Raw genomic sequence first — 14,027 nt, 5'->3', positions numbered from 1 at the left:
TTCCCTGCCTGGAAAAAAAGAGCCTACTCAGCCGTCGTCGAACCTGCAGCAACGGCATTGATCGCGTCGGCATAGCCCTCGGTCGGGATATCGTAGATATAGCGGCGGTTTTCGCGCAACAGAGCAAAACGGACCCGCTGCCCATCTTCAAGCGCCGCGAGATAACCCTGATCGCGTGTATCACCGTGATTGCTGGCATACCGCGTAGCGTCATAGCTATTCGACCGGAACTGACGTCCGCGAATATCTTCGATCACCCAGCCAAATGGCCCTTCAATGGGACCGAGTTCGGCGGTTGAAAACCGGAAATAATACCCTTCCGCATCCGCCGTGCGGCCGATCGCAAAGAGCATGCGGTTCTCATTGTTTCGAACGAATGTCGCTGTCTCGCAGGTGTTCTCTTCATTACAGGCGACGAACCAGTCACCATAGATTTGCGGCTCTGCCACACCAAGAAGCGCCACCGTTCTCGGAAGAGGCTGCGCCTCCGGCTCCATGCTGCTCTCACCGTCCATCTGTTCGTCGCCAGCGTCCGAATCAGTGCCATTGTCGACCACATCAATGGTGGGCGTCATGTCAGCGGGCTCGGGTTCCTGCATACAGGCAGTCAGAACCAAAGATCCGGTAGTCAGAACAGCGAGCAGTCGTAATTCGGCTTTCATACAAGGTCCCTTTTTGTACACGGTTTCCTAAGCAGCTGAATGCAATCAGCGTCAGGACCGGACTATAGCGACATTTATGGCAGCTTCGAGACACAAGCACATGATCCAGACGGTATTTCATCAAGTTGACATGACCCGCCATGGCGATGAAATGACACGGGCATGAGCCGCTCCCTTAAAATCCTTCATGGTCCGTCGAATGTGGGCGATCAGGCGTGGCGTCTTTCGCAGGCGGAACGGGCACTCGGCCATGACAGCCAGGTCTGGCTGGCATCCCCGGAAAGTTTTTATCCGCATCACGCTGATAAGATCATTCTCGATGACCAACGTCCGGGCTGGCGCAATCTGGCGTCGGTCGGGCAGACCATGTTCGATATCGCCACCCGGTTCGACGTAGTTCACTTCTATTTCGGGCGCAGCTTTACCCATCTCAATAATTTTGCATGGGGCCGGTTTTCCTTTGCCGATCTGAAGCTGGCAAAGGCCATGGGCAAGACCGTTTATATTACCCTGCAAGGCTGTGATCTGAGGCTCGCCTCGGTTTCAAACCAGCTGCATGAGATATCCGCCTGCAAGGCCGGGGCTTGCCGACATTTCGCCAGCTGCATCGATACCCGCGATGGGTTCCGGCAACGGTTGATGGATGAAATTCTTCCCTTGGCAGACCGGGTCTTCGTCTTGAACCCGGATTTGCTGACTTACTATCCCAATGCCGAGTTTTTGCCCTATGCCGCGCCTGATCCTGCACTGACGGACGCTGCGCCCGAAACGGAGGGCGACCGCATAAAAATCGTCCACGCCCCCTCTGATACCGGAATCAAGGGCACGACTCAGGTGCTTCAGGCACTGCAAGCGATGAAGGATCGCGGCTGGCCGATCGATATCGATGTGGTCAGCGGGCTTACCTATCCCGATGCGCTTGAACGATACCGGGCTGCGGATTTGTGCATCGATCAGGTGTTGGCCGGCTGGTATGGCGCTGTAGCTGTGGAATGCATGGCGCTGGGCAAGCCGGTGGCGTGCTATATCCGGCCGGAAGATCTGGCGAATGTCCGCAATCAATTTACGGCGGCCTTGCCGATCTATCCTTTGAGCCTGGCTTCGCTGGAGGAAGATCTGCAGCGCCTGCTGGAAGATAAAGAAAACTGGCCAGCGCGAGGCCGCGCCAGCCAGTCCTTCATTCAACAGCACCACAATGCGGAAGCTCTGGCAAAGCGGCTCCTGGAAACGCTCTAGCAGCCGTTTGATTCACACCAGAAATCGCTGATGTGCGGGCGTACGCCCTGAGCCCATTCAAAGAAGCGCCGGTCCTTCATGATATTGGCCAGCGTCATCAGGTTTGACCACATCACCCATTGATACTGATGCGGCATCTGCTCGACATAGGCAGCAAACAAGAGGCGTCCGTCCTCCTGCTCATAGAGGCTGAGATTCATGGCAAGGCTGGCCCCCTGACGGAAGAACTGCCGCATCATCTCGCTGTCTTCTAGCAAACGCGCCGCATTGTAGAGCGACACAACCGCGATCATTTCACCATCGATCACGCGCGTATTCGGCACACCATGAACCGGGTAGTAATACTCCATGTTGAAGTGGAATCCGGAGACTTCGTATTCGGCCCCGCCTTCATCCAGCGGCGTGGTGACGAAAGCCATCGCATCACGCGCAAGCTGGGCATAGCGCTCCTCGCCGGTCAGGCGATACATCAGCGCGGCCGCTTCGCCGAAACGGGCATTCGCATAAGCGGAATACCAGGGCACATCGAGGCGGACGCCCCAATTCATATTCCACGGAAATTCGTACGGCCAGGAAATGATGCCCGGGGCCAGCTCGTCTGCCTCAGGAAACACATAATTGTCGAAGAAGGCTTCGGCGGCCTGCAGAATACGGGCACGCTGCTCTTCCGACGTTTCTGGTTCGAGATAATGCGCAAGGACACCCTGTAGCGAGTTAGCCGCGAACACCGGGTGGACGCCGGCATTCTGACCGCCGCCGAGAACAGCAACTTGTTGCGAAGGGTCTTCGAATGCTTGCAGCGTCTGCTCGATCACATTGCGGTCGACGGGCAGCTGGATGGCATAGATCCGCATCCCTTCCAATTCGACGATGGATGCCGCAAACAAGCGATCCAGGTCGATTGCTTCCCAGAGCTGGTCGCCAACAACCTCGGTTTCCGCCAGCAAGGTTTCCAGCGGCATAAACCCTTCAAGATCGTTGGTGAGGTTGTGTATGCGGACATAGTAAGCATTCACACCAAAATCGTAGATGTAATTATCTAGCAAAACCAATTCATTGCCGGGGAAAATGCCCCACAATCCCGGGCCGCCTTCATTACTGGTTTGCCAGGGCAGCATGACCCGGCCTTCGCGATCCATCGGAATATACATCATGTCCGGCTGGAAGCTGGAAAGGGTCGGCGTGGTATAGCGGACGCGCAATCCTTCGCGTTCGGCATAGTAAGGCCGGATCAGGTCATTATTGACCCGGCGCACCAGCATGGGCACGTCATAAAAGCTGTCATCATGGGTCGTGATTTCCGGCAGCGGCGCAGGAGGAACAAATTCGCCGCTCGGCGCCAGATTGGCACGGCGCATAGGCGCCGGTTCAGCCGGAGCGGCGTCTGCGTTTCCCGCTTCATCAGTCGGGCCGTCACTATCCTGCGCTGCGGAAACTTCACCGGTCTCGGCCATTTCTGGCTCGGCGACCGGAGTCGCCTCAATCGCCCGGTTGACCGCGCGCGAGTTGGTGGCGGGCGGGCCATCGGCCAGGTCGAAAGTTAGCTTGACCATCAACAGGAAGGTCACCAGCGTGAGCGCGGCGGTTACGGCGATCAGCCAGAATGACCACTTATCGCGATCCAGATCGGGCTTGTTCTCATTGTCCGACATCAATTACTCCGGCTTTCAAACTCTAGATGGGGGCCTTGAAGGCAACGAACATTTTTAGACGTAGCTTGCGAACACCGCGCGCCAGCTTTTTGCCTGTAGCACGCGCCTTGCCGTTACCTAACGCACGGCCCAGAGACTGCAATCCCGCTGCGGCAAAATAAAGATCATCCATCTGGAAATCCGCACCGACGCGATCATTCCGGATCAGCTGTCCGGGATTGTACTTCTTCAGGCGGCGGACCATGTCGCCGACGGCCTCGCGGACTTTCTCGATCATGTCGTCGCGGCCCCGGATCAGCGCATATTCATAAAGCGCGCAGGCAGCCTGGACCTGACAGGCCAGCCGCAACGGATCGCGGGCATTATGCCCGTCCGCAAAGCAGCTGCCTGCATTGCCTTTGAACCAAGCGCCGCCCTGTCCGATGGGACGGACAAGCGCGTCGGCCATGGCATCGGCGGCCTCGGCCATGCCCTCCAGCCCCAGTCTCTCGCCGCGCAGGAAAACGGGTAATGCCATGGCGCGGGTCGCAACGATGCGGCTCGGCGTTTCATACATGGCGTCAATTTCCGGCGTCTTATAGCCGTCGAGTCGCGCGGCGCTGGTTTCGGTGGCCGGTGTGACCACAGAAGCCATCCATTTGGCCGAGGCGTCAAACCGTTCCCGGTGCCTCGCGATATGAGTTTCGCGCAGCGACATCTGCCAGGACGCCATGGCCATTTGCGCACTTGCCGCGGGATGGACGATTTCATCGCCGGGGATTTTGACCCGGAAATTCAGGCTGGAATCAAAGACCGGCAGGCCATAAAGCCCCCATTCAAACCGGTCGATTTCATAGGCCGGATCCGTCCAGACCGGAAATTCAGCGAGATCCTTGCGGTTCAGGCCTCTGCCAGGCCGCGCGCGCAAATCTCCCCGTTTCAGGTCTTTCAGCTTGTTTGAAATCAGAGACCAGAATTTCCCGTTTTTCCAGACGCCCTCGTGAAGTTCGCGATAGGGCTGTTCGCAGCCCTCATAAGACCAGTAGCGCTCGACGTATTTGCGCCCGGCCCGGCCCAGTTCTTCGCGCTTGTTCGGATTTTCCAGGAGGTCGATCAGCACGCCTTCCATCGTGTCCGGTGTCACCGATATCGGTGTCCAGCCCGGCACATGCGAGAGATAATGCGGCTCATTGCGGACATTGGTCAGCACCGGCTTACCCGCGGCCATACCTTCAATCTCGGTAAAGCCCGGCCAACCGAGAATGCATTGTGCGAAGATGATATCAGCCGCCGCATAGCGCTGCTTGGCGACATCATTGGGCAGGCCCTCAATGATGTCGAGTTCGACATTATAGCCCTGCTCTTTCAAGCGCTCGATACAGGCCTGGATGAAGCGTGTGCCTTTGAAATGGCGGTGATTGGGCGAGTGGGCAATGATTACCGGGCGTGTGGGGTCAGGCTTGGCACCGACATAGGGCACGGATTTCACATCGATCGGCCAGTAGGCAAAGGCGACATCCGAGCCATAGATGTAATCATGCATATCGCCCATGGCGAGAATGCGGTTGCACCAGTCGCGGTGATATTTCCCGCTCTTCATGCCCTCGATATCATCACACAGGCATTGGGTGCCGGGTTCTGGGCATTCCACGCACAAATTCCAGGGCCGCCACATCTCGTTCCGCTTGCGGGTGCGGACATCGGCACCATAGGCGGTCACGATGATACGCTTGCCGGCGAGGCGCAGCATGGGCGCTTCCAGCCAGCGCGCCCAGGGCACGATCTTCATGCCCGACCACAGCCCGCCATCATAATAGAAATGGTAGATGTCGTATTTCAGCATCGACCAGAGGAAGAGCACGCTGGTGAACCACCAGTTCACCGCTGCATTCTCCAGCGTGGGTTTCATATTGTAAGTGAATTTGCTGGTGATGAAGTAGGACGTGAACACCAGCGTATCGCTCTTATAGCCCATATCCTGAAGCAGCTGGGAGCTCTCGGCGATATTCAGGATCGGCGTCGGCGTCCAGACGATGGACGGCTTATAGCCAAGCAGTTTCTTAAACCCGATGCGCAACCAGGAAATCAACGCGAAAAACGGGAAGAGCAGTATGACGGTCACAAAGGCGATCGGCCGCAGCTTGTGAACCTTATTGATAATCCGGGTCCACTTTTCGCCGCCGATTTCGATCTTCTTGGAGTGCGCGTTGATCGCCTCAGGGATCACTTCTGGCTCTCCGCCTCAAGCCGGTCGTATTCGCCGATCATCAGTTTCATGGCTTCTTCCCAATTGTAGGTGGAAAGAATGGAGGCGCGGCCGCGCTGGCCCATTTCATAAGCCGCCTGACGATCTGCTGCCATTTCGCGGATGGCGCGGGCCGCATCGACCGGATCGGACGGATCAAATGTCATGCCACTTTGTTCGCGTTCGACATGTTCGGTGACATCCGGGAAGTTGGAGACCAGAACCGGCAGTCCGCCCAGCTGATACTCGAAGAATTTGTTCGGATAATACCAGTAGAAATTCTTGCAGAGATTCTTGAGCATAACGACGCCGGCATTAGCGCCTTTCATGCCCGCAATTACCTCATCCCGGCCCACGCCTGGCAACACCTTGATGCGGTGTTCAATGCCCAGATCGCGGGCCTGTTCCAGGTGCGGTTCGCCCCATTTTTCCGCTTCCGGACCACGGATGACGAAGACAAAATCATCATCGAGATGCGCATGGGCTTCGACGATGGTTTCGATATTCCGGGCTGGCCCCAGACCGCCGATATAGATGGTGACGAACTTGTCTTCGGGGATATTCGCCATCTCGCGCACGGATGGATAATCCGTCGTGTCGATGTCCATATTGGTGACATCGGGGAAGTTCGCGAGCAGGAGCGGTTTTTTTCCGTAGCGGCGCTCATATTCCAAATTGATGGAGTTGGAGACCGAGAAGAAGCTGTCGGTATATTTCAGGATAAAGCCTTCATACCAACGGCCGAAGAGCCGGTCCTTGAGCGGCATTTCGACGTATTTCTCGCCGTCGAAAAAGACGTTCTCCGACCACATTTCATGCGCGTCATAGATAAGCGGAACACCCTTGGCACGCGCGCCCATCCAGCCCACGGCTGCGGCGGTCAGATCATTTACATGGATATAATCATAGTGCAGCTCTTCGAGCGCATGCGCGTAGATGTCCTGATACCAGTTCCAGAAGCGGATATAATCCGGCTTCCACTTCACGCGGACCCAGCGCACGCCCGGATAGACATCCTCGAAGGTGATGTCTTCGTCCACGATATTGGGCTGCTGGCACATTATATCGACTTCATAACCCGCCTGCGCCAGCGTCCGGGCAGCCTTGTTGATACGCGGATCGATCTCGATCTGGCTGATCGTGATCATCATGATGCGCTTGCCGAGATTTTTTCGTCTCGGCGCGGGACGGAACAGCGCCCTCAGCACCCGCATACGCAAGCGCGCATGGGTCTTGCCAAAGAAGATGCTCCAGAGCTTCAACCCCGCACGGGCAATCTTGCGGAACGGCCACAAGATCAGCCAGACCAGTTTGAACAACATCACAAACGGCCAGGCAATGACGTTGAAAACGCCTTCAAAGAACCGGCGCGCCGGGCTCTTGTAAGCCAGCGTGGCCTCGATGCGGGCGATGCCGGCATTTGCGGTATTGGCCGCTTCGGTCGCGCCACCGATCAGCGATTCAAAATAGGTGCCCTGATCCAACATGGTGACGCGGACGGAATCGACCTTCGGCTCGACACGGTTTGTCACCGCCTCTTCCAGACGTTGAGCAAGATCCGCCTCCGCTCGGCTGAGGCGCTCATCGACCATGCGATTGATTTGTGCGGGCAGTTCACCGATCAAGCGCCCGAGCGCATTCTCGGCCGTTTCGAGGCTCGCCTTGGAGGCCGTGATCGACGCTTCCAGATGTTGGTCGATCTTGCTGGATAGGCCCGTCTCGGCGCTGGTCTGCGCGGATTTGAGCGCGGACTCGGCAGCTTCAATCTGACCTTTGAGCTCGGTGACGTGCCGGGCAAATGCCGCCTGAGTCGCCGATATATCCTTGCCCAGCGCGTCGGACCGTTCGGAGACGAGCGCATCGAGGGACTCACGGGTTGTTTTGAGATTATCTTCCAGTCGACGGGCCCGCCGGTCCGCCAGCTCGCGGGCTGACTTTACATCATGCGCGACGGTTTCAATGTCCGAACGCTTGGCCGCATCCCTGGTGAATTCCGTAAGCGGTTTCAGATCGTCTTTGGTCGGGCCTTTCTCAGAAAGTGCCTTGAGGTCGTCTTTGGTTGCGGCCTTGTTGGCGCGGTCGAGAATCGGCTTCAGATCGTCCTTGGTCGCGGCCTTGTCAGCCCGGTCAAGCAGAGGTTTGAGGTCGTCCCTGGTCGCACCTTTATCAGCCCGATCCAAAAGCGGCTTGAGGTCGTCCCTGGTCGGGGCTTTGTCGGCGCGGTCGAGCAGGGATTTCAGATCATCGCGTGTAGCGGCTTTCCCTGCCTGATCCAGAAGCGTGTCGAGATCAGCCTTGCGGACACCTTCCTGGGCAAAATCCTTCAGGCGGGAAATGTCTCCGGGCGAAAGCGCAGAGGCTTGTAAAGCGTCGAAACGCTCGTTCAACGCGCCAAGGCTCTGGGCCAGCGTCGAGAAACCGGTTTCAACGCTTTCCCCCATGGCACCGAAGCCGTCTTCAACGGTCTTGGCCCCTGCCAGCGGCTGAAGACCCTGGGAAATCGTTTGCTTTAAGGCCTCGAGATCTTCGGGCGAAACATTGCCGGCCATGGCGGCTTTGAGCTCATCGGCCAGCCCTGCCATCTGGCTCTGCAACCCGCCCAGCCCCTGTTCGAGCTCCGCGGCGCTGACATTGGACGTGACGGCGGCGTGGAGGGAATGCGAGATCTCGTCGAATTTCGCGGTGATCTCGTCCGTCCGGTCCTGCGGCAAGGACCCGCTGAGCCCGCTCATGTCCTCGCGCAGCTGGGCAATCACCATATCGACGGTTTTTATTTGCTCGGCGAGGGCGGCGTCCTGGGCCGTCGCTTTCTGGACGACTTCGCGGCCATTTTCCTCGATAGCAAGTTCAATCGCCCGCAAGGCGGTGTTCAAAGCAGCAGGCGCCTGAACGCCGCGATCCGGCACGGCTTTCAGATTGCCTTTCAGATCGCCAATCAGACCCTTGATCTCATTTGAACTGACCAGATTGCTTTCGACAGACCGGGCCACCAGCGCATCAATCATATCGGCAAGGTTCTTAAACCGGCTATCAATCTCCGGATTAACGCCAGCTTCGCCCGCATTCCCGATGTTTTCGCGAACAGATTCCAAAGCCGCGTTGAGCTCGTTCAGCTTGACCTGTGTCGCCTCGGCTTGCGTTTTCGCGGTTGCTTCAAATGCTTCCGGGATGGCGCGGATCAGGTTGAGCGTTTGCAATTCGGGCGGCCCAGCGACAACGCGGTCGGCCACCTTTTTGATCACCAGGAAATTGTTCTGTCCGCCGCTGGGATAGGTCACCGGCTTGTCGGCGATAATCTCGAGACCTGAATTGGCCAGGCTTTGCACCCAGTCGTCCTTGCCGAGATGGTGAAGATGGTATTTGTCGACCATCAGCCTGGAGAAGGGTTTCGGGTTTTTGTCCACCTTCTTCATGAAGGTGTTCAGTTCTTTTTCTGCCGTCTGCCAGGCTTCATAGTCCTTCGTCTGGCCTGCGGATTTGGCGAACTTCTCGCGCGGCATACGCTGAAAGGGCGTCGGCTGGCGCAAGAGTTTCGGATCGGCCGCATACTCAATCCAGACGAAGATCGCGCCGCCGGGTTTCAGCACACGGGCGCATTCTCGCAAGCCATTTTCGATATCGATCAGATGGTCTGCCGAGGTGATGATGGTGACGGCATCGAAAGACCCGTCCACAAAGGGCGTATATTCCGCGATCCCGCCGACCAGGTTGAGGTCGGGCTTGCTCTCGGGGATCATCGGGTCGAGGCCAATGATATTGGCGGCACCCGCTTCGGTCAGATATTCCGGCGGTGCATAAACGCCGGACCCGATATCCAGCACTTTCATGCCATAGACTTCGAGATAGCGGATGACCTGCTGGACGTCATCGCGCGCGGCCTTGGACACCGAATGCGCGGAATCGGTCTTGTATTCTTCCAACGAATTATTCTGTGAGACCCGCCAGGCACCTAGTAATTCCGGGTCCATGCGCAGCAAGGCCCGGTTGTCAATCATGTGCGGCGCGCCGTGATGGATCGGATAGACCGCGCCACAGGACGCGCAATTGAGGAATTCCTTCTGGCCTTTTTTCAGATAGCGCAAATCCTGCGAGACACAGCTGGGACACGCCAGACCGTCTTCGATCAAGGTCTTGATCGGTGCCGGCATCGCGGTTTTGCGCGCGGTGGTTTTGCGCGCTGGCGCCCTCTTTGCGGCGGTCTTTTTCGCCGACGTTTTCGCCGGTGATTTCTTGGCGGCGGCTTTCGCCCGCGGCTTGGAATTTGCCTTCGTGGCCATCTTAAAAACGCGTCCTTAGGGTCCCTGAACGCCGCCCCTTAGCGGCGGAATGTGACAGTTTAAAGCATATCGCCGTAGACCGGCTCCATCTTCCGGAACAGCCAATAGCCGAAGTGGAAGAAAAACAGCGCCATCAACGGAAAAACGATCCAGGCGATGGGGTGTTCGAATTTTCCGTAACCCAAAGCGTCTTGGTAGGTATAGATGATGTAGGAAAACGGATTGTATTTGATAATCGGTTCGAACACGCCCGGAACATTCCCCGGCGGCCATATCACAGGCATGATGTAAAGATTCACGAGGAAGAAGGTGTTCAATAGCTCGCTAATGTCACGAAAAAACACCGTGAGCGCAGCGAGAATCCAGCCCAGCCCGATGATGAAAAGAATCTGGAAAAACAGAAGCGGGATAACCAATAACGCGGTTAGATGAATTATGCCTGCATCAAGGAATCCCAGAACGATTCCAAAAACGATCCCGATAACTTGAGCGATAATCGCGGTGACGATGATTTTCACCACCAACACCGGTGAGGGAAAATCGATCTGTTTAAGCAGGCCGGCATTGCTGGTCAGCGCAAGCGTGGCAGCCGACAAGCCCATCATGATGCTCATCCAGCTTTGGTACCCCATGATGAGGAATGTGCCGAAGCCGAACGGGATATCGACTTCCGGGGTTTGATCAAAACGCACGTTGAAAACAATCGTGAAGATGAAGGCGAAGACAAGCATCAGGGCGAGTGGCTGAATGATCACCCAGGCCCCGCCCAGCACCGCATTGCCATAGCGATCAAACAACTCCCGGCGCACCAGCTCATAGGCCAGCACGCGATGTTGGTAGATCAGCTTGTAAGGTGCCAGCATGATGTCCCCCGGACGAAAACACAGATGTTTCCGTAAATCGGGGCGCTTATAGAACGCTGATTCCTGTGGTGCAACGGCAATCGTGGCCTTGTCACAGTGCTTTACGGACCCGACATGTTCTGCCTATAAGCTGCGGCAGGGATTGGGGATTTCCCAAATTGTGCGCGTGCAGCGTCAAGAGGGCAGTATGAGTGATCTGATTCAGACCGGCGCGACAGCGATTGAGGTCAAAAACCTCATCAAAAGCTATCGCATCTACAAGAAGCCGGGTGATGTGCTGAAAGAATTCGTCACCATGAAGCAACAGCACATGAAAGTGCCGGCGCTTTATGATGTCACCTTCACCGTTGGCCGGGGTGAGGTTGTCGGCGTGCTGGGCCGCAATGGCGCCGGCAAGTCGACCTTGTTGAAAGTGCTGACCGGCGTGCTGGATTATGACTCAGGGACGATTACCAGCCACGGCAAGATAGCCGCGATCCTGGAGCTGGGCGTGGGTCTGAACCCGACCGCTTCGGGCCGCGAGAACGCCATCTTTGGCGGAATTTGCCGCGGCGAGACGCGTCAGGCCATGGAAGAGAAGCTGGACGATATTGTTGCGTTCGCCGGGCTTGAGGCCGTCATAGACCGCCCGTTCAAAACCTATTCCTCGGGTATGCAGGCGCGGCTATTGTTCTCGACCGCGATCCACGTTGATTCCGACATTCTGATCATTGATGAAGCGCTGGCCGCCGGTGACGCGCTGTTCCAGGAAAAATCCAACGAGAAAATGAAAGAGATCGCGGCCAGCGGCCGGACGGTGTTTTTTGTCTCCCATAGCCCGGCTGCGGTCCAGCAGCTCTGCACGCGTGGTCTCGTCCTGCATGAGGGCCGGCTGGTGTTTGATGGCGATACCGAAGCGGCGTCGAACAAGTATCATGAGATCCTGGCCAATGCCCGCGACAACACGAAACAGGTCGAGACGGGCAGTTCGGCTGAATATGTGAATGTGCCGGATGAACAAACCGCTCAGGAGATGAAGGCCTATTTCTCTGATTGCGAATTGTTCGACGAAGAAGGCGCGCCAGTGCATGTGTTGAATGTTGGTCAGCGTTATCGTTTGACCATGACCATTCAGGTGAACCAGCCGAGTGACTATCTGCTCGTCTCTGCCAATTTCCGCCTGGCCTCCGGTTTTATCGTGCACTCTTTCCATAATGCCTTGCAGGATTACCCGATCGAAGTGCAGGCCGGACAAACGGTGAAAGTGCATTACGATTTCATCTGCCGGTGCGGCGGCGGTGACTACATCATCGCGCTGGGGCTGGGCGAGCGGTATGAGGACCGAACCCCGCCGGTCAACACGCAGATCCAGGCGGCTAATTCCATGGGCACCTTCCATGTTGCCCAGACCGAGGAGTTTGGCGGGCTGTGCGGGATGGATGGCATGATGAGCCATGACATTGTCGAGGCTGATGTCATTCCGATGGAAACACAGGCCGTCGAAGTCGAAACGGTCGAATAGCCAAGCGAAAAAAGCCGGGCACTGCCGCCCGGCTTTTCCGTTCATATGTCTGGCTTGGCCTAGGCCAGCGATTTACGGATGACGCGAACCGCATCGGCCACCATCTCTGCCGACACGCGTTCGCCCGCATTGGACTGGTTTTCAATCCAGGCAGCAACGACCCCGGCGGTCGCCTGAATGGCCAGCATTTCCTGCTGGTCTGCCGTTGAAACATCTGCCGTTTCCGGCAATGCAAAACTGGTATTCGCCATGCTGTCCCCCTGTTGTTGATTGGCGGCACGGGTTTTACGAGAAAATCGAACGGATGGCCACCGCCCGTCCGCTTTGACACAAAAGGTTCAAACCATTGGAATTTTCCCGCGAAAACGCTGAGCCTAGGTCATTGTTATTGTTGCGGCGCAGTGATACACCCCGCGGCGACCTTCCGGGGGCCATTGTTTTATTGGGAGTAGGGTCATGTCTGACGCGTTGCGCGTGCTGCACGGACCGGTGAATATCGGCAATCAGCCATGGGCGATGTCGCGCGCCGAGCGCAAGCTTGGCCTCAAGAGCGATCTGGCGATCACCTATAATACCTGGATCAATTATCCCAACGATATCTGCCTGTCGGAAGAATATGGCGACAAGTCCGAGGAAACGCTGCGCCGGCGTCAGGATTTCCTCGATGATCTGCCGCACGATTACGACGTTTTCCATTATTATTTCGGCCGTACTTTCAGCTGCTGGGATGATTATGGCCCGCGCGATGAGAGCTGGTTTACCGATCTCGACCGGGTCCGGTTCCTCGGCAAAAAAGCGGTAATGACACTGCAAGGCTGTGACATCCGCATGGCCGGCAAGTCAGATCAGCGCAATGCCTTTACCGCCTGCCGTCAGGGCGAGTGCGGTGCCTTTGAAGCGTGTGTGTCGACCTATGATGCGGAACGGCAATGGCTGGCGGATAATGTCCTGCCCAAGCTGAGCACGTATTTCTATCTCAATCCGGAACTCGGCTTTTATTCGCAGGGCGGGCACTTCCTGCCCTATTCCAGTGTCGATTGGCGCGATTTCGAACCCAAGCCACCGCAGAAAACCGGCCGGATGAAAATCCTGCACGGGCCCAGCGATCCGGCCATGAAAGGCACGCGCTATATCACCGAGGCGCTGGATCAGCTGAAGGACGAGTTTGATTTCGAACTGATCCTGGTGACCGGCAAACCCTATGACGAAGCCATGGCGCTTTATGGTCAGGCCGATGTGGTAATCGATCAGGTGCTGCACGGCTGGTATGGCGGCTTTGCCGTGGAGCTGATGTCCATGGGCAAGCCGGTGATGTGTTATCTGCGCGAAGAGGATTTCGATCATCTGCCCGGCAATATGCGCCATGAGATCGGCACGCTGCAGGCACGCCCTGATCACCTTGTTGAGGATTTGCGCGCCGTTCTGGGCCAGCGCGAAAAATGGCCGGACTGGTCCGATCAGGCGCTGGAATACGCCAAGACCTGGCATGACCCGCAGATTATCGCCAAAGCCATGATCGAGTGCTACACGACGCCCGATTCTGTTTTTGACCTGCCCAAGCATGTCGAGGCCGCCAAGGCCGACCGTGCGCTGAAAACCGCCTGAGCCTGAG

General features: G+C 57.0%; 9 protein-coding genes. 3 read left to right on the top strand and 6 right to left on the bottom strand.

All coding sequences use genetic code 11. The features are described from left to right. Positions 1-23: 23 nt before the first annotated feature. Entirely contained in the window at positions 24-662 is a 639-nt protein-coding gene (locus ACO079_RS11835; RefSeq protein ID WP_421790300.1) for a hypothetical protein, read from the bottom strand. A 162-nt stretch (positions 663-824) separates the two neighbouring features. Between ACO079_RS11835 and ACO079_RS11830 the strand changes: the two genes are divergently transcribed. Continuing rightward, positions 825-1,898, top strand: a complete 1,074-nt coding sequence (locus ACO079_RS11830; RefSeq protein ID WP_421790298.1) for a glycosyltransferase — start codon at positions 825-827, stop codon at positions 1,896-1,898. On the opposite strand, the gene ACO079_RS11825 is transcribed toward ACO079_RS11830, so the two are convergent. Genes ACO079_RS11825 through ACO079_RS11810 form a run of 4 tightly spaced genes read right to left on the bottom strand, consistent with a single transcriptional unit; the run spans position 1,895 to position 10,914 of the window. Next, positions 1,895-3,550, bottom strand: coding sequence for a D-glucuronyl C5-epimerase family protein (locus ACO079_RS11825; RefSeq protein ID WP_421790296.1), 1,656 nt, complete (start codon positions 3,548-3,550; stop codon positions 1,895-1,897). The two genes, ACO079_RS11830 and ACO079_RS11825, sit on opposite strands and share 4 nt — an antisense overlap. Positions 3,551-3,572: 22 nt before the next feature. Next, positions 3,573-5,756, bottom strand: a complete 2,184-nt coding sequence (locus ACO079_RS11820; protein WP_421790294.1) for a glycosyltransferase — start codon at positions 5,754-5,756, stop codon at positions 3,573-3,575. Then, positions 5,753-10,051, bottom strand: coding sequence for a glycosyltransferase (locus ACO079_RS11815; protein ID WP_421790293.1), 4,299 nt, complete (start codon positions 10,049-10,051; stop codon positions 5,753-5,755). The genes ACO079_RS11820 and ACO079_RS11815 overlap by 4 nt, the downstream gene beginning before the upstream one ends. Before the next feature lie 59 nt (positions 10,052-10,110). Continuing rightward, positions 10,111-10,914 (bottom strand): ABC transporter permease, encoded by an 804-nt coding sequence (locus ACO079_RS11810; RefSeq protein ID WP_421790291.1) that lies wholly within the window; start codon positions 10,912-10,914, stop codon positions 10,111-10,113. 187 nt (positions 10,915-11,101) lie between these two features. Here ACO079_RS11810 and ACO079_RS11805 point away from each other — a divergent pair, with 187 nt between their 5' ends. After that, positions 11,102-12,415 (top strand): ABC transporter ATP-binding protein, encoded by a 1,314-nt coding sequence (locus ACO079_RS11805; RefSeq protein ID WP_421790289.1) that lies wholly within the window; start codon positions 11,102-11,104, stop codon positions 12,413-12,415. A gap of 59 nt (positions 12,416-12,474) precedes the next feature. Here ACO079_RS11805 and ACO079_RS11800 read toward each other — a convergent pair whose 3' ends face one another. Next, the gene (locus ACO079_RS11800) at positions 12,475-12,666 is read right to left on the bottom strand and encodes a hypothetical protein (protein WP_421790287.1); all 192 of its coding nucleotides are present in this window, start codon (positions 12,664-12,666) and stop codon (positions 12,475-12,477) included. Between the two features lie 205 nt (positions 12,667-12,871). Between ACO079_RS11800 and ACO079_RS11795 the strand changes: the two genes are divergently transcribed. Beyond that, positions 12,872-14,020 (top strand): glycosyltransferase, encoded by a 1,149-nt coding sequence (locus ACO079_RS11795; protein WP_421790285.1) that lies wholly within the window; start codon positions 12,872-12,874, stop codon positions 14,018-14,020. The last annotated feature ends 7 nt before the right edge of the window (positions 14,021-14,027 follow it).

The organism is Hyphobacterium sp. (assembly GCF_965228115.1).
Lineage (GTDB): Bacteria > Pseudomonadota > Alphaproteobacteria > Caulobacterales > Maricaulaceae > Hyphobacterium.
The sequence above is the reverse complement of the archived record's forward strand: the minus strand, read 5'-3'. Positions and strand labels throughout refer to the sequence as shown.